This is a genomic window from Comamonas sp. 17RB, assembly GCF_030056555.1.
Lineage (GTDB): Bacteria > Pseudomonadota > Gammaproteobacteria > Burkholderiales > Burkholderiaceae_C > Comamonas > Comamonas terrigena.
This window is the reverse complement of sequence record NZ_JASHHY010000013.1, coordinates 49,981-67,953: the sequence shown is the minus strand read 5'-3', so window position 1 is coordinate 67,953 and position 17,973 is coordinate 49,981. Positions and strand designations below refer to the sequence as shown.

Annotated in this window: 17 protein-coding genes; 6 read left to right on the top strand and 11 right to left on the bottom strand. The window is 68.1% G+C overall.

Features of this window, described 5'->3' with window-relative positions; genetic code table 11:
• Positions 1–8: 8 nt before the first annotated feature.
• The 11 genes from QM470_RS20440 to QM470_RS20390 form a co-directional block, all read right to left on the bottom strand.
• On the bottom strand, positions 9–926 hold the full coding sequence (locus QM470_RS20440) for a type II secretion system F family protein (protein WP_283340545.1): 918 nt from the start codon (positions 924–926) through the stop codon (positions 9–11).
• Positions 914–2,227: a TadA family conjugal transfer-associated ATPase gene (locus QM470_RS20435; RefSeq protein WP_283340544.1), complete on the bottom strand. Its 1,314-nt coding sequence runs from the start codon at positions 2,225–2,227 to the stop codon at positions 914–916. Before QM470_RS20435 ends, QM470_RS20440 begins: the two co-directional genes overlap by 13 nt.
• Positions 2,224–3,534, bottom strand: coding sequence for a P-loop NTPase family protein (locus QM470_RS20430; RefSeq protein WP_283340543.1), 1,311 nt, complete (start codon positions 3,532–3,534; stop codon positions 2,224–2,226). Before QM470_RS20430 ends, QM470_RS20435 begins: the two co-directional genes overlap by 4 nt.
• 9 nt (positions 3,535–3,543) lie before the next feature.
• A complete protein-coding gene (locus QM470_RS20425; RefSeq protein ID WP_283340542.1) occupies positions 3,544–4,887 on the bottom strand; it encodes a type II and III secretion system protein family protein in 1,344 nt (447 codons plus the stop codon).
• A gap of 10 nt (positions 4,888–4,897) precedes the next feature.
• Positions 4,898–5,809, bottom strand: coding sequence for a Flp pilus assembly protein CpaB (cpaB, locus tag QM470_RS20420; protein ID WP_283340541.1), 912 nt, complete (start codon positions 5,807–5,809; stop codon positions 4,898–4,900).
• A gap of 11 nt (positions 5,810–5,820) precedes the next feature.
• Positions 5,821–6,300 carry a TadE/TadG family type IV pilus assembly protein gene (locus tag QM470_RS20415; protein WP_218334088.1) on the bottom strand — a complete coding sequence of 160 codons (480 nt, stop codon included), beginning with the start codon at positions 6,298–6,300 and terminating at the stop codon, positions 5,821–5,823.
• A 23-nt stretch (positions 6,301–6,323) separates the two neighbouring features.
• Positions 6,324–6,803, bottom strand: coding sequence for a prepilin peptidase (locus QM470_RS20410; RefSeq protein ID WP_283340540.1), 480 nt, complete (start codon positions 6,801–6,803; stop codon positions 6,324–6,326).
• 8 nt (positions 6,804–6,811) lie between these two features.
• Positions 6,812–7,000, bottom strand: coding sequence for a Flp family type IVb pilin (locus QM470_RS20405; RefSeq protein ID WP_280011413.1), 189 nt, complete (start codon positions 6,998–7,000; stop codon positions 6,812–6,814).
• A gap of 393 nt (positions 7,001–7,393) precedes the next feature.
• The gene (locus QM470_RS20400; protein WP_283340539.1) at positions 7,394–8,869 is read right to left on the bottom strand and encodes a SulP family inorganic anion transporter; all 1,476 of its coding nucleotides are present in this window, start codon (positions 8,867–8,869) and stop codon (positions 7,394–7,396) included.
• Between the two features lie 119 nt (positions 8,870–8,988).
• Complete coding sequence (locus tag QM470_RS20395) at positions 8,989–10,182, bottom strand: NAD-dependent epimerase/dehydratase family protein (protein ID WP_283340538.1); 1,194 nt, start codon at positions 10,180–10,182, stop codon at positions 8,989–8,991.
• 272 nt (positions 10,183–10,454) lie between these two features.
• A complete protein-coding gene (locus tag QM470_RS20390; protein ID WP_272970571.1) occupies positions 10,455–11,279 on the bottom strand; it encodes a UPF0149 family protein in 825 nt (274 codons plus the stop codon).
• A 162-nt stretch (positions 11,280–11,441) separates the two neighbouring features.
• On the opposite strand from QM470_RS20390, the gene QM470_RS20385 reads away from it, so the two are divergent.
• The 6 genes from QM470_RS20385 to QM470_RS20360 all read left to right on the top strand — a co-directional run bounded on the left by QM470_RS20385 (position 11,442) and on the right by QM470_RS20360 (position 17,951).
• Positions 11,442–13,154: an FMN-binding glutamate synthase family protein gene (locus tag QM470_RS20385; RefSeq protein WP_283340537.1), complete on the top strand. Its 1,713-nt coding sequence runs from the start codon at positions 11,442–11,444 to the stop codon at positions 13,152–13,154.
• Between the two features lie 119 nt (positions 13,155–13,273).
• Positions 13,274–14,095, top strand: a complete 822-nt coding sequence (locus tag QM470_RS20380) for a BUD32 family EKC/KEOPS complex subunit (protein ID WP_502846871.1) — start codon at positions 13,274–13,276, stop codon at positions 14,093–14,095.
• Between the two features lie 73 nt (positions 14,096–14,168).
• Entirely contained in the window at positions 14,169–14,927 is a 759-nt protein-coding gene (locus tag QM470_RS20375) for a YoaK family protein (RefSeq protein WP_283340535.1), read from the top strand.
• A gap of 201 nt (positions 14,928–15,128) precedes the next feature.
• The gene (locus QM470_RS20370) at positions 15,129–15,881 is read left to right on the top strand and encodes a GntR family transcriptional regulator (protein ID WP_283340534.1); all 753 of its coding nucleotides are present in this window, start codon (positions 15,129–15,131) and stop codon (positions 15,879–15,881) included.
• A gap of 40 nt (positions 15,882–15,921) precedes the next feature.
• Positions 15,922–16,902, top strand: coding sequence for a tripartite tricarboxylate transporter substrate binding protein (locus QM470_RS20365; RefSeq protein WP_283340533.1), 981 nt, complete (start codon positions 15,922–15,924; stop codon positions 16,900–16,902).
• Positions 16,903–16,925: 23 nt separating this feature from the next.
• Positions 16,926–17,951, top strand: coding sequence for a 3-hydroxyacyl-CoA dehydrogenase family protein (locus QM470_RS20360; RefSeq protein ID WP_283340532.1), 1,026 nt, complete (start codon positions 16,926–16,928; stop codon positions 17,949–17,951).
• Positions 17,952–17,973 lie beyond the last annotated feature (22 nt).

Genomic DNA, 17,973 nt, shown 5'->3' with positions numbered 1-17,973 from the left:
CACCCTCCTCATTCCAGCTGTGCCAGGCGGTACAGCATGCACACCCCGACCACCTGCAGACCGGCTGCCGCATACAGCAGCTGGCGGCCTCCCGTGTCGTTCCACAGCTGCATGAAGTAATCCGCATTGGTGATGATGATGGCGCCCCCCACCAGCAGAGGCAGCAGGCTCAGCACCCAGGCAGACAGGCGCACCTCGGCCGACAGGGCAAACAGCTCCTGCCGGGCCTGCTGCTGGTCGCGCAGGAAATGCGCCACCCGCTCCAGCAGGCTGTCGACCCGCCCGCCGAACCGGCCGCCGACCTGCAGGATGGCCGCCAGCAGCGAGAAGGCTTCCAGCCCCCAATGGCGGCTGGCGGTGGCCAGGGCCTGGTCCACCGGCATGCCGGCCTTGGCAAAGGCCGCAGCCTGGTTCAAGGTGGCCAGCAAAGGCGGCTTGGCCGATGCGGAGGCCAGCAAAAAGGCCGACGGTGTGGCATGCCCCAGCACCACCATGCGCACCATGCCGTCGATGAACGCAGGCAACTGCTGCTGCACCTGCTGGCGCAGCCGCTGCCAGCGCCGCCAGGCCAGCAGCAGGGCCACGCCCATCAGCAGGCACCAGAGCAGCAGCGCCGCGCGCTCCCATCCCAGCACCGCCAGCGGCAGCGCCAACACCACTGGCACCGACAAACCGCCCCACAGCCAGCGCCAGCTGACCGCATGCCGCAGCCAGGGTGGCCCCCAGGACAGGCCCGCCGCCGCCTCCTCACCGCCCACCGGGCCCAGCAGCACCGCCGACCCTTCGCGCTGCTCCAGCACGGTCTGCAGGTGCCTGGCCATCTGCTGCTGCAGGCGCTGGTGCGCTTCATAGCCCCACAATGCCACGCCCAGCCCGGCCAGCAGGCAGGCCACACTCAGAATGGCCCAGCCGCTCACAGCGGCCACCCCCCGCCATCGGCCATGCCCCGTGCGGCGCCATTACCGGCCTTCCAGGCGGCCAGCTTCGGCGTCTGCGGCGGCACTCCCAGACTGTGCCAGCTGTCGATCTGCCCGCCCTGGGTCTCGTGGCGGTACAGCTCCTGCAGCGCCACCGTATCGTCCACCATGCCCACCACCTCCGTGATGGACAGCAGCCGGCGCTTGCCGTTGGGCAGGCGGCCGATCTGCACGATGAAATCCAGGGCCGACACCATCTGCCTGCGCAGGCTCAGCTCGCTGCCGGCAAAGCCGGCAAACCCCGCCAGCATCTCCAGCCGGTACAGGCATTCGCGCGGCGAGCTGGCATGGATGGTGGCCATGGAGCCGTCATGGCCGGTGTTCATGGCCTGCAGCATCTCCAGCACCTCGGCGCCGCGCACTTCACCGACGATGATGCGATCGGGCCGCATGCGCAGGCTGTTGCGCAGCAGATCGCGCGTGGACACGGTCCCCTGCCCGTCCAGTCCGGCAGGCCGGCTCTCCATGCGTACCACATGCGGGTGGTGCAGCGACAGTTCGGCCGCATCCTCGATGGTCACCACCCGCTCGCTCTCCGGGATGAACACCGCCATGGCGTTGAGCAACGAGGTCTTGCCGGAGCTGGTGCCGCCGCTGATCAGGATGTTGCAGCGCTCGCGCACGGCATGGTGCAGAAGGCTGGACATGGCCGCATCCAGGCTGCCCATGCGCACCAGATCGTCCATGCCCCAGGCCTCCTGCCGGAACTTGCGGATGGAGACCAGCGGGCCATCCAGCGCCAGCGGCGGAATGACGGCATTCAGGCGCCCGCCGCCCGGCAGGCGGGCATCCACCATGGGCGACGATTCGTCCAGACGCCGCCCCAGGGGGGCCAGCACGCGCTGCACAATGCGCAGCAGATGCTGGTCGTCACTGAAGGCCAGGGCCTGTTTGTGCAGCACCCCCCGACGCGATATGAACACGTTCTGGTAGCCGTTGATCAGGATGTCTTCCACATCCTGGTCCTGCATCAGATCGTCCAGCGGCCCCAGGCCATTGATCTCCTTGAGCAGGTCGCGCGCAATCTGCTGGGCTTCGCTGGTATTGATGGGAACGCGCCGCAGTTGCACAAAGCGGTCGATCTCCCGCGCCACGAATTTCTGCACCCGCGCCTCGTCCCAGTGCGAGAACTCCGATCCGACTTCCTCTATCCGCGCCAGCAGGTGTTCATGGGCCTGCAGGCGAATGGCCAGGTATTCGCGCGACGCCGCAAACCCGCCGGCCGCATCGCTGTAGATCATCTGCATCATGGTGTGCGCCCTCCTGCTCGCAGTAGCCACGCCTGACCGCGCTGCAGCAGCCCCTGCGGCCGGGGCACGGCGGCCACGCCGTCGACCTGCAGCGCTGCGGCCATCTGCCGCACCTGCACGCAATAGGGGTCGGCCGCATCGGCTTCGGACAGCAGCTGCCCCTGGCTGCTGGCCTGCAGCATGGCCAGGTCGCGCTGCGGCAGCACATGGCGCAAGGGGTGTGCCACCCGCCGGGCAATTTCCTCGGGCGCCATGCCGGCACCGCGCAGCGCGCGGTTGATCACCACGCCATCGCACATCGGCGCCCCCTCCGGTTTCGACGGCAGGGTCCGGAGCATTTCCGTCAGGGACACAATCCCCCCCACCGATTGGTCGCACACCGCCCAGACATGGTCGGCCTCGCGGGCCACGGCCTGCACCATCTCGTGGGCGGGCAAGCCCCCCAGGTCAATCACCTGCCAGGCAAAAAACGCGCGAAGACGCTGCACCATTGCCGACATGGAACGCGGCTCCACGTCCCGCATGATCTGGGCCTGGGCCGGCCACGGCAGCACCATCGGGCCGCAACGGTGGCGCGGCAAGGCGGCCGCCAGCAGGGCCGGGTCCAGCCGGTGCATGCTCTGGATCGCATCGACCATGTGAAAGCTGCTTTGCAGGCCCAGGTGCATCAGCCCGTCGCGCAGCGGAAAGCCCAGGTCCAGCAAGCCCACCAGCGCACTGCTTTTTGCTGTCGCCGGACCACCCGCCACCATGGTCTGCGCCAGGGCCGCCGACAGGTGTGCCGCCAGGGTGCTCACCCCCATCCCGGGCCGGGCCCCCAGCAGCGCAACGGTTTTTCCCAGCTGCTGCCCTGCGGCCGCCGTACTGCCCAGCACATGCGCGCTGCCGCGCATGCTCAAGGACCAGAAGGGCTTGAGCTGCTCCTCCACGGCCCCCGCCATGTCCAGGAAGTCCTGCGCCCCGCCCCGCAGTGCCGCCAAGGGCACCTTGGGGGTGTTGGCATAGCCCATACCCAGCACGGACAGCTTGGGCTGGTGTTCGCGCAGCCACTGGGCCAGCTTGACCGGTCCTTCCAGGTCCTGGCGGGCATCGAACTGCACCACCACCATCACCACCTGGGGGGTCAGTGCGGCCTTCATCGCCTCGGTGTGGGGCGCGCAGTGCAGCACCTGCATGGCATTGCCGATGCGCGCCTGCAGCCAGGCCGCATCCTCCGCCGAATCCCCCACCTGCAGCACACACACCGGCGCATCCTGGGCGGGCGGCGGCTCCAGCAGAGAAGGGGTCGTGACATCTGCAAAATTCATGGCCCCTCCTTATTCCGAAAAGCCCGGCAGGGCATCGCTGCTGCCGCTGGGGCCGACATAGCTGCCCCAGAAGCGGCGCCCCCCGGGGCCATCGCTGCCTGCCCCCGGCAGGTGTCCCTCCTGCAGCTGCCCTTGGGCAAACGGACGCACCAGGCGCGGGGTGACGACGATCACCAGTTCCCGCTCCTTGCGACTGAACTCCTGGCGCTTGAACAGGGTGCCCAGCACCGGAATCTGGCTCAGCAGCGGCACCCGGTTGACGGACGACACCGTGGCCTGGCTCACCAGCCCACCGATGACAAAACTCTCGCCATCGCCCAGCTCCACCGTCGTGTCCGCACGCCGTGTGGTGATGGCGGGCACCGCCACGCTTTGCAGCGTGACCGCATTGGCATAGTCGAGCTCGCTCGATTCGGGCGCCACTTTCAACACGATGCGCTGGTCGTCCAGCACCGTGGGAGAGACGGTCAGGCCCACGCCATAGGGCTTGTATTCGATGCTGACGGAGCCATTGCCCTGGGACAGCGGAATCGGGATTTCACCGCCGGCCAGGAAGTTGGCGCTCTGCCCGGACAACGTCACCAGCGACGGCTCGGCCAGCACCCGCGCCATGCCACTGCCTTCAAGCATGCCCAGGTTCACGCCCACGCCGGCCTTGCCGAAATCCAGCAGCAGGCCAAAGGCCTGGGCAAAAGGCGAGCTGGCATCCGGCGCCAGCAAGCCGGGGGAACCAAAGGCGGTACTGCCCGTGGCGCCCGCCGACAGCACGCCAAAGCGGAACCCCTGGCTGTTGCTACGGGTGCTGAACAGATTGATGCCGGCCTGCTGCATGCGGTTCTTGTTGATCTCCACCACCTTCACGTCCACCTGCACCACATGGCTTTTGAGCAGCACCACGCCGGCGTCCTCCTGCGCAGCCTTGTCCCCCGCCATGCGTTGCGCATGGGCTTCCAGGCTGGTGGAACGCGCGCCCTCCTGCCCGGAGCGCTGGCGCACCGTCAGCACATAGTGGCGCGCCGCGCCGGTACCCTGCGGCCACACCATCAGCGAGCTCACGCCCGGCTTCAGCGGGGTCAGCACCAACTGGGCGGCCCCGCCGGTGGGCCGCGCCCGCTGCACCTGCACGCCCAGCACGGTGTCATCGCCCACCGCCAAGCGGCGCACCCCCTCGGGCACCTCCAGCAGCTGCTGCACCCCCACCTGCAGGCTTTTTTCCAGCACCGACGGCGCTGCCTGCCCCTGGGACTGCGCCACCGCCAACGGCACGGCACCACACGCCACCGTCACCAGCCCCCCCACTGCCCGGCGCCACCACCAGGACGGATTGGCGGGTGTTGCGCGATATGAACTCATGGCACCTCACTCAGTAATGCACGGTTTCGGACCGGTTCCCCCGTAAGACTTCGACCGCCAGACCCGTTGCGCGCGGTGGCGATCCCTCCCCCTCGGGCCTGCGCGCCGCTGGCGGCAGGCCATGGTGTGCGGTCAGCAGTGATGCGGTCTGCGACGGCGGCAGTGCGCGCCCGGGCGCGGTGCGGGCCAGCTGCTCCAGCACCACCACCTCGGTGCTCGGTACGGCCGCGCGGGATGGCGCATCCCCCCTGTCCAGCGGATTGCGCAAGGCCAGCAGCACCTGCCCCTGGCGCTCCGCCAGCAGCAAGGCATTCACTTCCTGCGCCTGCACCGCCAGCACGGCGGTGCGTGGTGGCTGGCCGGTGCGCGCGGCCTCGTCGACACCGTCCTTGCCGGCGCCCTCCATCTGGCTGCCATAGGCCAGCACCCGCTTGCGGGCCAGCAGCTGCCGGGCCTGGGTGGCGTCCACTTCCTGGCTGTCCTTGCGCAGCACCACCAGCACATCCACCCAGTCGCCCGGGGCCAGCTTGTGCCCCACGGCGGAGGACTCATCCACCTTGATGGCCACGGCGCGCTCGCCGGCTTGCAGCCCGGCGGCAATGCCCCCCAGCAGCCGGGAAGCGATCACCGGATCACCTTCTGCCGCAGGCTGCGCCAGGGTGCGCCCCAGCACGCTGGCCTCCAGCGCCACCGCTCCGGGCGGCAGCATGGCCACCGGCTGCAGGCGCACATCCTCGGCCTGCAGCAGATGACCGGCAGGCAGGGCCTTGCTGGCCACCACCATGCTGACCGTGGGAGCGACCGCGCCCGACGTTGGTGCAACCGGCGCCTTGGCCGGGCCCGAGACCAAGTAGGCCATCCACGCCAGCCCGCCTCCCAGGACCACCAGGGCCAGCGCGACGAATTTGAAGCCTTTGTGCATGTGCCTCCCGTTCAGTAGCTGAGCGCAATCTGCGTCACCGCCATCCCGGTGAGACGCTGGGGTGTGGGCAGCAGCGGCAGGCGCGGCAGGATGGGGGTGGCCGCATAGTCATAGTTCAGCGACACCGACAGACAGCGCACCCGGCTGGCCAATGCCGCCGGAATCTGGCACTGCACGGCAGTCACCAGTTGCGTCTGGCAGGCAATGGCACGCCCGCTGACCTGTTCCAGCCAGCGCACGCCCTGCTTGGCCATGGTGCAGGCCGCGGTCGTGCGGGAGGCTTCGGCATCGTTCAGGCTGTCAAAGCGCAAGGCCGCGCGCGCGCCTTCCGCCGCAGACTGGGCCAGCGAATGCTGCGCGGCAAAGATCAGCCCATAGGACAGCAGGCCATACATCATCAGAAACAGCACGGGAAACACCAATGCCAGCTCCAGCGCAGCCACCCCGCGTTGCCTGTTCGGGTTCCGGTGGGAGGCGGGCAACTGGGGCATCGGGTGTTGGCTCCTTGTGCAGTTCAGCGGCGCAGCCACCAGACGGCCACTGCGGCCAGGCTCAGCGCCATGCCGTAGGGCACCTGCCGCAGGGGCGCCATACGGGGCCCGGAACGGGGAGCGGCAAGCTGTGCCGCGCCGGCCCGCGCCCACACCAGGCCCAGGCCCCAGGCCACCGCCAGCAGCACGCTGATCACCCAGGCTTCGCCGGCGTGGGCAGCGCCCAGCCACATGCCAATGGCCGCGGCCAGCTTCACATCCCCGGCCCCCATCCAGCGCAGCAGATAGAACGGCAGCAGCGCCAGCAGCGCCACTGCCATGCCCAGCAGGGCCTGTCCCAGGTCCAGGCCAAGGGGCGACGCCCCCAGCACGGCCGCCGCAGCACCCAGCGCCGCCAGCAGCAGCACATCCCGGTTGGCAATGCGGCGCCAGCGCACATCGCACCACGCCACATGCGCCAGCACGGCGGCCGCCAGCCCCTGCAGCGCGATGGCGCCGAGCATGGTTTGCCTCAGGGGGTGGCAGCAGGCTTGGCGGAAGTAATGGCCGTGCTGATGCCTTCAAACACGCCTTTGATGTCGGTGCCCAGGGCCGTCAGGGCAGCAACGATGACCACCGCAATCAGGCCGGCGATCAGGCCATATTCAATGGCGGTGGCACCTTCTTCATCGCGCCAGAAGCGCAGCAGAGCTTTTTGCATGGCAACTCTCCTCTCAGCAGGCCGACATGCCCGCCATGAGGAAAGTCTAATGACGCCCTGCCTGGAGAATCCCCGTCCGTCTGACCCACTGTCGGATCGCGGCAAGCGGTGAACGGCGAAACAAGTCAGTCCGACTTCTCACAATGATTTACATAGGCCAAGTTTGAACCAACTTCAAGGATGGACCGATGTGATCGCCCCGTCACATCGATGGCCGCCACCACACTGACGCCATCTGTCTCCTGCGGCGCACGCCGCAGTCGGAGCGGTCCTACAAGGATGACCGCCCTGTGCAAAGGGATACCTTGTCTTTCCCCCCTTGCTGCGGCGCCATGGCCACTTGAGCACTTGGCCCGCGCAGCGGTGGCGCCAGCCCCGCGTCGGGGGCTGTGTTCAGCCCTGCACCCGGTCCATCAGCCGCTGGCTGGCGGCATCCAGCCCTTGCACCTGTACCGTGCAGCCGTGCTGGCGCAGGCGTTCTGCCACCTTGTCCAGTGCCCCCACGGCGGTGACGTCCCAGAAATGCGCCCCGCTGACGTCGATGCGCACCGCACGGCCGGCAGCGGCACGCACATCGAATGCTTCCACCAGCGCATCGGCCGAGGCAAAGAACACCTGGCCGCGCACCGTCCATTCCAGCGCGCCATCGGCCGCCTCGCGCAGTGTCACCTGCATCATGTGCGAGACCTTGAACGCAAAGAACACGCCCGACAGCAGCACCCCGGCCAGCACGCCGGCCGCCAGGTTGTGGGTGGCGACGGTGATGGCCACGGTGGCCACCATCACGCCGCTGGACAGGCGCGGGTAGCGCAGCAGATTGCGCAGCGAGCCCCAGTCGAACGTCGACGCCGACACCATGACCATGATGGCCACCAGGGCCACCACCGGCACGCGCGACACCCAGTCCTTGAGGGCCACCATCAGGATCAGCAGAAACACCCCGGCAAACAGCGTGGACAGCCGGCCCCGGCCGCCATACTTCACATTGCCCACGGCCTGGCCGATCATGCCGCAGCCGGCAATGCCACCGAACACGCTGGACGCCATATTGGCCAGGCCCAGCCCGGTGCATTCCCGGTTCTTGTCGCTGGGGGTGCCGGTCAGCTCGTCGACCACGGCCGCCGTCAGCACCGACTCCAGCAGGCCCACCATGGCAATCGCCAACGCCGGCAGGGCGATGATGCGCAGCGTTTGCAGATCGAACGGAACGGCGGGCAGGCCGAACGCCGGCAAGGCCTGCGGCAGCTGGCCCAGATCGGCCACGGTGTGCAGCGGCAGCCCCATGGCGCTGGCGATCACCGTGGACAGCACCACGCACACCAGCGGCGGTGGAATGGCCACCAGCAGCTTCAGCCCGGTGCGCTGCGCGATCCACGGCAGGCCGTAGATCAGGGCCAGCCCCAGGCCCAGCATGGCCCAGGTGGGCAGGTTGGCCCCCTTCAGATGGGGCAGCTGGGCCGCAAAAATCATGATCGCCAGCGCATTCACAAAGCCGGTGCGCACCGAGCTGCTGACAAAGCGCATCAGCATGCCCATGCGACACAGACCGAATGCGACCTGCATCAGCCCCGCCAGCAGGCCGGCGGCCAGCAGGTACTGCAGGCCGTGCGACGCCACCAGCGGCGCCACCACCAGCGCCACCGAACCCGCCGCCGCCGACACCATGGCCGGCCGCCCGCCGAAAAAGGCGATGACGATGCTGATGACGAAGGACGCAAACAGCCCCACCGACGGATCCACCCCCGCCACAAAGGAGAAGGCAATCACCTCCGGAATCAGGGCGAACGTGGCGACAGCACCGGCCAGCAGTTCACGGGGAATGCTGGGGGCCCATTCGGCACGCCAGCGCATCAAGGTGGAAGGGTTCATGGAGAGCACAAAACACCCGGCATCTGCGGGTTCTGGTGCGCGATGGTACGCAGCCTGGGCCAAGTCTGCAGCCGCCGGGCTGTGCACCGTGTGCGCCGCCAGGGTGCACACGGACGTTTCTACTCCGCATCCACCCGCTGCTGCGGGCGTGCTGCGGGCAACTCCAACTCCATCGGTGCCGGCGCCAGCATGGGCGAGGCGGCCGGCGCGGGGAACAGCAGCTCCACCGTCTGCGCTACGCTCTGCTGCCAGTCGGTGCGCGGCTCCTGGCCGATCAGCGCCAGCAGGCGGCGGTTGTCCAGGCGGTGCGGGGTACGCCAGACATATTCCATCGAGCCCAGGGCGCGCATGCGGGGGGAAAAACAGCCCAGCAGTTTCCACAGCGGCCACTGCACATGGCCGGAACGCAGATCTGCGGCCTCGGCCACCCAGCCCCGCTGCTGGGCGATCTGTCCCAGGGCCTGCCACCAGTCCTGGCCTTGGCGCTGCTGGCCGGCAAAGTGCAGCCGGACCCAGCTGCCCAGCCGGTGGCGTTGGCTGGCCACACGCTCCAGTGTCTGGGCCAGGTCGTGCACATAGACCCAGGGCGTGGCCACGTCATACGGCCCCAGCCAGGCCATGCGCCCGCGCGGCAGCTGGCCGGCCACCGAATCACGGATCCAGCCATCGCCCGCATGGCCGTAGTAGGCCCCGGCACGCAGGGTGCAGACCGACAGGCCGGTTTCCGCCGCCATGCGCAGCTGCAGCTCGGTCTGGGCACGCACCTCGGCCAGGTAGGAGCCCAGCATCGCCGCATGCGGCAGGGCATCGTCCTCGCGCAGCACCTCGGGCAGCTGGCGCCCGTAGGCCAGGATGGACAGTGGCACCAGCAGCAGGGCGTTGCAGCGCCGGGCGACGGCAATGCTGGAACGGGTGAGCTGCTCCAGCTCGCGGGCCCAGGCCCAGGAGGAAAACCCCGTAGCCATGGCATGCACCACCACGTGCACCCCGCCATGGCTGGCCAGCAACTGGTCCCAGCCGGCCGTGTCGGTCAGCGGGGTATCGACCCAGCGCACCTCGCCGGCCACCGGCGGCGCTTCGCACGGGTGCTGCACCAACCCGCTGCCGGGACACACATGGGCCAGCACGCGCCAGCCCGCCTGGGCAAATGCCTGCACACAGGCATAACCCAGACGCCCCTGGGCGCCCAGCACCAGCACGGTACACAGGGTGCGGGAGGCCAGCAGGGTGGGAGCAGCGCCATGGGGCTGTTCGGAGGGCAGCAGCCCTTGCCAGGGCAAGGGCTGCACGGGCACGGAAGTCGCAACGGTCATCTAGGCAGGTAGGCAGATGGACCCGGACGGCGCGGTGGCGCGCCCGCAGATCATGCAGACCACCTCGATTCACCCCGATGCGGGCGGCAAAGCGCGCGGCCCTGGGGACCGGACAGGAATCTGCCAATTATCCGGCGCACCAAACTACGTAATAACACGTATATCACCAACACACGCCCATGCACGCTGCCCAGAAAAAAAAGGAACCCGCGTCCTGCGGGTTCCTTTTTCTGGTGCGATGGCCTTGCGGCCGCCGCAGTGTCCGTGCCGGCTCAGGCGCCGCAGCACTTCTTGAACTTCTTGCCGCTGCCGCAGCTGCAAGGGTCGTTGCGGCCTGGCTCGTCGCCCTTGACCACGGCGGTCACGCGCGGGCCCATGCTGCGCCACAGCTGGCGCAGGTCGTACACGGCCCAGACGGCTTCGCCGAAGGCGTCGACACGTTCCTGGCTGGTCGATACCGGGCCGGTTTCCTCGTACAGGTTCAGTGCCGGCTCGTCGGTGTCGTCTTCGGTCAGGTTGACGATGAATTCCATGGCCGCATCCAGCCACTGGGCGGCTTCCTTGTCGCGGGGAGCGGCCCATTCCTCGGCCCAGTTCTCCACCACGAACATAAAGCCCAGGGCCCACACCTGGGCGAAGGACGGCACTTCCTCGTCTTCGATCTCGGCGCGCTCGGCTTCGGGCAGCACCAGGATGGCTCCGCGCGTGTCCAGCACTTCGGGCTGGAAGGCTTCGTCATCGGCCAGGGACTTCACTTCGGTGTCCAGCTGGACACGGATTTCGTCGATGCGGCGCTGGGCCAGTTCCAGGAAGCGGGCCTGTTGCTCGGCGCTGGCAAACACCTCCAGCTGGGGCAGGGGCTGGCCGTCGGGCACCTGCAGGTCTTCACCATCGCCCAGCAGCATGGGCAGCCATTCGCCCACGGAGATGGGGCGGCGCGTGCAGACCACGGCGGTCAGGAAACCGTCGCAGAACTCCCACTGCGGCACTTCTTCGGAACGCTCGCGCAGGCTGTCCAACAGCTCGTCCAGTTCCTGCAGGTCTTCGTTGCTCAGAGCGGGTTGTGCCGTAGCTTCGGCGGGTGTGGTGTTTTCCATGGTGCGATCCTGCGCGTCAAAGGCTTCTATGATGGCCCGGCAGCCAGTTGCCGCAGAGGTGCGGGGCTGCGCCGGGCGGGGCCGTTGGCGCATGCCGCGCCAGCCAATGGGCGGCAGTGTAGCCCGCCCCCCATGTCCGTGCACCGTACACAGGAGTTGCCCATGGTTGCTGCCGCCACCCGCTCCGGCGGGCTGTTTCCCATCCGTTACACCGCGCTGGTGCTGTGCACCCTGGGCGGTGCGCTGTGCCTGGCGGCTGCGCTGCTGTGGCCGCGCTGGTGGTGGTGGCTGGCCGCCGCCCTGCTGCTGGCCCTGGCCCTGGTGGGCTGGTTCGACCTGCGCCAGACCCGCCACGCCATCCTGCGCAACTACCCCATCATCGGCCACCTGCGCTTTCTGTTCGAGTCGATCCGGCCCGAGATGCGGCAGTACTTCATCGAGTCGGACAACGAGAACCTGCCCTTTTCCCGCGCCCAGCGCTCCCTGGTCTACCAGCGCAGCAAGGGCCAGCCCGACAGCCGCCCCTTTGGCACCCAGCTGGATGTCAGCGCCAACGGCTACGAATGGGTGAACCATTCGCTGCAGCCCAGCACGCTGGCCTCGCACGACTTCCGCACCTGGATCGGCGGCGCCCCCGGCCAGCCGCACGAGGGCGTGGCGCCCTGCACCCAGCCCTACCAGGCCAGCGTGTTCAACATCTCGGCCATGAGCTTTGGCGCGCTGTCGGCCAATGCCATCCTGGCGCTGAACCAGGGCGCCCGCACCGGCGGCTTTGCGCACGACACCGGCGAAGGCTCCATCAGCCAGCACCACCGCGTGCATGGCGGCGATCTGATCTGGGAAATCGGCTCCGGCTACTTCGGCTGCCGCAACGCCGACGGCAGCTTCAGCGCGGAACGCTTCACCGCCAATGCGCTGGATCCGCAGGTCAAGATGATCGAGCTCAAGCTCAGCCAGGGCGCCAAGCCCGGCCATGGCGGCATGCTGCTGGGCGCCAAGGTCACGGCGGAAATCGCGGCTGCCCGGGGCGTGCCGGAGGGAGAAGACTGCATTTCGCCGTCCAGCCACAGCGCCTTCACCACCCCGCTCGAGATGCTGCAGTTCATCGCCAGGCTGCGCCAGCTCTCCGGCGGCAAGCCCGTGGGCTTCAAATTCTGCGTGGGCCATCCCTGGGAATGGTTTGCCATCGTCAAGGCCATGCAGCAGACCGATATCACGCCCGACTTCATCGTGGTGGACGGTGCCGAAGGGGGCACCGGCGCAGCACCGGTGGAGTTCACCGACCATGTGGGCGTGCCGCTGCAGGAAGGCCTGCTGCTGGTGCACAACACCTTGGTCGGCGTGAACCTGCGCCACCGCATCCGGCTGGGTGCCGCCGGCAAGGTGATCACCGCCTTCGACATTGCGCGCATGATGTCGCTGGGTGCCGACTGGTGCAACTGCGGGCGCGGCTTCATGATGGCCCTGGGCTGCATCCAGGCCCAGACCTGCCATACCGGCCGCTGCCCCACCGGCGTCACCACCCAGGACGCACGGCGCCAGCAGGCCCTGGTGGTGCCCGACAAGGCCACGCGCGTGGCCAACTACCACCGCCAGACCCTGCACGCCCTGATGGAGCTGGTGCAGGCCGCCGGTCTGCAGCATCCGCGCGATTTCACGCCCCACCACATCGTGCGCCGCACCGGCGACAGCCAGGTGCACCTGCTGTCGAATGTGGTGCTGCATGTGCAGCCCGGCGCCCTGCTGGGGCCGCTGGATGGACAGCACAATGTGTTCCAGATGTACTGGCCGCGCGCCTGTGCAGAGAGCTTTCACATCGCCCCACCGCCGATGACGCCTTCGGCCGAGCGCCCGCAGAACGCGCCCCAGGCCTGAGCGCCGCCACGACCCCGGCCGGCCAGGGCGCCGTGCGGCGCCGCAAAAACGGCACAATCCGCTGTCCACACACCGGCCTGACCCCGGTGTGCCCTGTGCCCTTGTTTCCCTTTCGATCGCTGCCCGTGCCCGCTACCGACCTGCCCGTCCCCGCCCTGGATTACGCCGCTTTTCTGCGGGAGCATGTGCACCGCCAGCCGCACAGCGTGGTGCGCTATGTGCAGCCCACGGAAACGCTGTGGCTCAAGCGCGTGGGCCGCAGCAATGCCGCCTGGCGCTACCGTTTCCTGGGGGCCGTGGCGCGCGGCCTGCGCGTGCCGGTGCTCACCCCCGTGCCCAACCCGGGCGGGCGCGTGGCGATTGCCACCGAGGTGGCCCGCCTGCGCGATCTGGCAGCCCGCGGCCTGCGCGTGCCCGAGGTGCTGGCCGCCTGCGAAGACGGCTTTCTGATGCGCCACCTGGGCGCGCCCGGCGAGAACACCCCCAGCCTGGGCAACGAGATGGAACAGGCCGTGCCGCGTGGCAGCGCCGCCGTGCTGGCACTGTGGAAGCAGGGGCTGCAATCGCTCACCAAGGTCCACCGGGCCGGCACCTGCCTGAGCCAGGCCTTTGCCCGCAACCTGGTGCGCTGCCCGGACGGCGTGATCGGCTACATCGACTTTGAAGACGACCCCGCCACCGCCCTGCCGCTGCCGCTGTGCCATGCGCGGGATGCACTGTGCTTTGCCCATTCCACGGCCTGGATCCTGCACGCTGCCGACGCCCTGCCCGCCGCCCGCACCCAGTGGCAGGCCTGGGTGCAGACGCTGACTCCCGCCGCCCAGCAGGCCCTGCGCGACAGCGTGGCCCGCATGGCCTGGGCGGGTCGCTTCCCCGACAGCCGCAAATGGGGTCGCGACGCACAGCGCATCCGCATGGCCTGGGAACTGCTGCGGCCCTGACGCCCGCGTTGCGCCCGCCGCACAGAGGGATGCCGGGGCGCATGGGCTGCGCGATACTGGGTGCCGGAGCACCATGCGCAACCTGATTCACCTCACCAACCGCCACCGCACCCCCGGCACCAACCTCACGCTCGGCCTGGTGCTGGCGTTCACGGCCGGCGCCATCAACGCGGGCGGCTTTCTGGTGCTGCACATGTACACCTCGCACATGACGGGCTTTGCTTCCCAGCTGGCCGATGCCCTGGTACTGGACAACCACCGGCTGCTGCTGAACGCCCTGGGCGCCATCCTGGCCTTCATGGCCGGGGCCGCCACCTGCGCGGTGCTGGTGAACTGGAGCCGCCAGCGCCATCTGCACAGCGTCTATGCCCTGCCACTGATGCTGGAGGCGCTGCTGCTGTTCCCCTTCGGCCTGATGGGCGCCGCCACCCTGCGCTGGAACACCCCGTTCGCCGTGCCGCTGACGGTGCTGCTGCTGTCCTTCATGATGGGACTGCAGAACGCCGTCGGCTCCAAGACCTCCGGCGGCAGCATGCGCACCACCCACATGACCGGCAACATCACTGACCTGGGCATGGAACTGGGCAAGCTGCTGCTGTGGCAGCGCAGGGCCAGCGCCAGCGCACAGCCCGTGCCCCACCACTGGCCGCGGATGAAAGCCTCGGCGGGGCTGCTGGCGATGTTTGTGCTGGGCGGCATGGCCGGGGCACTGGGTTTCCAGCACCTGGGCTTTGTCTGCGTGGTGCCGCTGGCGGCCTTGTTGCTGGCCCTGGCCGTGCCTCCGCTGCTGCGCGATCTGCCGCGCTCCCGGCAGCGGCGCGGCCCGCACTAGCCGCACGCAGGGCCGTGCGCACCGCAGGTGGCGGGTCAGCAACAAGCCGGACCGTGCCCCTGGATGCGCGGCGAGCACGGTGAGCACGCTGGCAGGCCGCAACGGCACAGGTGATACACCGCACCGGCTCGACGCGGACGCGCCAACACCCAAGGGTTAACCCCAGTCTTCATACCCTTCAATAGTTCTAACAATAGAACTATGGAACCAAAGAAACTCACGCCGGATTGGTCGATCGGCAAGCAGCCGCTGTACCTGCAGCTGGCCACCATCTTCCGCCGCCGCGTGGAAACCGGCCTGTGGCCGCGTGGCGAACAGACGCCGACGCTGGAAATGCTGATGCGCGAATTCGGTGTGGGCCGCGTCACCGTGCGCAGTGCGCTGGCGGAGCTGGAGAGCGAAGGCCTGCTGGTGCGCTCCCGCGGCAAGGGCACCTTCATCCAGGACCTGCCCGCCAATGCGCCGCAGAAATTCGTCGTGGGCACCACCTGGGAAGAACTGGTGGCGCGCGGCAATCTGAACGCCTTGACGGTGTCGCTCAACAGCGCCAAGGAAGAAGCCTTGCCGCTGCCCGCCTGGTGCGGCATGCAGGCCGGCCAGAACCAGAAATATTATCTGCTGGAGCGCGTGTATTCACGGCAAGGTATCCGCGTGTGCCACAGCCGTGTTTTTCTGGAAGCCAGTATTTATCGGCGGCTGAAAACAGAAATCCGCCAGCAGGCCGTCCTCACCGTGCTGGGCAATGACCGCCAGACGCACATCCAGTCCGGAAAGCAGAGCATCACCATCATTTCCGCCGGGGATGACACGGCTGCCCATCTGCATATTCCGGTGGGGTCGCCAGTGGCAGAAATCACCCGCAGCATTTATGACGCGGAGAATAAATTGATTTATTGGGCCTGTGTGCATTATGACAGCCGATATATACGACTGGATTTTGATTTAGTGAAATAAATCATTTTCCGGAATTAATAAATACATCAAAGGAGACCTTATGCCATTCACGTTCCGTGCCCCCTTGCCTGTCCGCCTGGCCGCAGCCGCCGCCCTGGGACTGGGTCTGACCGCCAGTGCGGCGGCCCAGACCGCATCTCCCTACCCCAGCAAGCCGATCTCGCTGATCGTGCCCTATGGCGCCGGGGGCAGCACCGACGCCCTGGCCCGCGCGCTGACCGACCGCATGGGCAAGAAGCTGGGTCAGCCCTTCATTGTGGAGAGCAAGCCGGGGGCGGCCGGCACCCTGGGCGTGACGCAGATGGTGCGCACCCGGCCCGACGGCTATAGCCTCACCTTGGTGCCGCTGTCGGTCTTCCGCCAGCCCTACCTGACCAAGGTGCAGTACGACCCGCTCAAGGACCTGTCGTACATCGCCACGGTGATGAACTACACCTACGCCATTGCCGTGCCCTACAGCGCGCCGTGGAAGAGCATCCAGGAACTGGTGGCCGACGCCAGGAAGTCGCCCGACAAATACTCCTATGCCGGCTCGGCCCAGTACAGCTCCAACCACCTGGCCATGACCGAGCTGGCGCGTGCCGCCCAGCTGCAATGGACCTTTGTGCCCTACAAGGGCGATGCCGAGGCCATCAACGCCCTGCTGGGCGGGCATGTGGACATCATCAGCGCCACCAGCACCATCCTGCCGTTCGTCGAATCCAAGAAAGCGCGCGTGCTGGCCGTGGCCGGTGCCGAACGCTCGCCGGATTTCCCCGGCGTCCCCACGCTCAAGGAGGCCGGCTATCCCGTGGAAATGGCCTCGCCGCTGGGCATTGCCGGCCCGGCCGGCCTGCCCAAAGACATCGTCGACAAGCTCGACAGCACGGTGCGCGAGGTCATGCAGGACCCCGACTTCATCCAGCAGGCCCGCATGCTGGGCGTCGAGCTGAACTACCGCGGCAGCAAGGCCTACACGGCCTGGGCCGCCGACACCTACGCCAAAGAAAAAACCATCATCACCCGCCTGGCGGGCCAATAACCCTGTGATCTGCTGACAACGCCATGACATCTCTCCCCCCTCTCGCTCCCGCCTCCTCTGATCTGCAACTGGGCAGCCAGCCCTTCACGCCCGGTACCAGCCGCGTCACCGTGCTGGGCGCCGGCGTCATGGGTCCCGGCATTGCCCTGGTGTTTGCCGAACATGGCTACCAGGTGGACCTGTGCGAAATCCACGAGGCCGGCCTTGCCAAAGGCATGCAATCGCTGCGCGATGGCCTGGCGCTGAAAGTCAGCGAACAGTTGCTGACCCAGGAAGCCGCCGACGCGGCCCTGGCCCGCGTGCAAGGCCATGTGGGCAGTGATGCGGCCATCGCCCGCGCGGACCTGGTGATCGAAGCCGTGTCCGAGAACAAGGACGTCAAGCGCCAGGTCTTCGACACCATCGCCCGCATCGGCAAGCCCACGGTCATCACCTGGAGCAACACCTCGTCGCTGGATGTATTCGCCCTCAGCGACGCCAGCATGCGCGGCCGCCTGGTGGTGGCGCACTGGTTTGCGCCGGCCCAGATCATTCCGCTGGTGGAAGTGGTGGGCTCGGCCCCCCACACCGACACGCTGATGCAGCAGACCTGCGAGGTGCTCCGCGCCGTGGGCAAGACACCGGTGCGCCTGAACAAGATGGTCAACGGCTTTGTCATCAACCGCCTGCAGCGCCTGCTGGGCCGCGAAATCTTCCACCTGCTGGAAAGCGGCGTCATCAGCCCGGAAGACATGGACATCGCCGTGCGCGCCAGCATTGCCCCGCGCATGCAGGTGCTGGGCGTGGTGCAACGCTACGACTTCACCGGTCTGGGCCTGAGCGTGCGCAATTTCCGCGACCCCGACTTCCAGGACCCGCCGTACGAAGAAGTGCCCAAGCACCTGCTGGACCGCGTCAACGACGGCCACCTGGGCGTGGCCACCGGCCAGGGCTTCTTCGACTACGGCACCCAGACCATGCTGGAGCTGCAGAACGAACGCGACCGCCACCTCTACCGCGTGATGGAGCGTTTGAGCCATTACGTCGACGGCCCCCGCCCGGTGCGCTGAGTCCCCGGCAGGTGCTGCACCG

Excerpts from the sequence above, each read along its gene's own strand:
- QM470_RS20435 (WP_283340544.1), bottom strand. The coding sequence starts at position 2,227 with ATGATGCAGATGATCTACAGCGATGCGGCCGGCGGGTTTGCGGCGTCG.
- QM470_RS20430 (WP_283340543.1), bottom strand. The coding sequence starts at position 3,534 with ATGAATTTTGCAGATGTCACGACCCCTTCTCTGCTGGAGCCGCCGCCC.
- QM470_RS20425 (WP_283340542.1), bottom strand. The coding sequence starts at position 4,887 with ATGAGTTCATATCGCGCAACACCCGCCAATCCGTCCTGGTGGTGGCGC.
- cpaB (WP_283340541.1), bottom strand. The coding sequence starts at position 5,809 with ATGCACAAAGGCTTCAAATTCGTCGCGCTGGCCCTGGTGGTCCTGGGA.
- QM470_RS20415 (WP_218334088.1), bottom strand. The coding sequence starts at position 6,300 with ATGCCCCAGTTGCCCGCCTCCCACCGGAACCCGAACAGGCAACGCGGG.
- QM470_RS20410 (WP_283340540.1), bottom strand. The coding sequence starts at position 6,803 with ATGCTCGGCGCCATCGCGCTGCAGGGGCTGGCGGCCGCCGTGCTGGCG.
- QM470_RS20405 (WP_280011413.1), bottom strand. The coding sequence starts at position 7,000 with ATGCAAAAAGCTCTGCTGCGCTTCTGGCGCGATGAAGAAGGTGCCACC.
- QM470_RS20400 (WP_283340539.1), bottom strand. The coding sequence starts at position 8,869 with ATGAACCCTTCCACCTTGATGCGCTGGCGTGCCGAATGGGCCCCCAGC.
- QM470_RS20395 (WP_283340538.1), bottom strand. The coding sequence starts at position 10,182 with ATGACCGTTGCGACTTCCGTGCCCGTGCAGCCCTTGCCCTGGCAAGGG.
- QM470_RS20390 (WP_272970571.1), bottom strand. The coding sequence starts at position 11,279 with ATGGAAAACACCACACCCGCCGAAGCTACGGCACAACCCGCTCTGAGC.
- QM470_RS20385 (WP_283340537.1), top strand. The coding sequence starts at position 11,442 with ATGGTTGCTGCCGCCACCCGCTCCGGCGGGCTGTTTCCCATCCGTTAC.
- QM470_RS20375 (WP_283340535.1), top strand. The coding sequence starts at position 14,169 with ATGCGCAACCTGATTCACCTCACCAACCGCCACCGCACCCCCGGCACC.
- QM470_RS20370 (WP_283340534.1), top strand. The coding sequence starts at position 15,129 with ATGGAACCAAAGAAACTCACGCCGGATTGGTCGATCGGCAAGCAGCCG.
- QM470_RS20365 (WP_283340533.1), top strand. The coding sequence starts at position 15,922 with ATGCCATTCACGTTCCGTGCCCCCTTGCCTGTCCGCCTGGCCGCAGCC.
- QM470_RS20360 (WP_283340532.1), top strand. The coding sequence starts at position 16,926 with ATGACATCTCTCCCCCCTCTCGCTCCCGCCTCCTCTGATCTGCAACTG.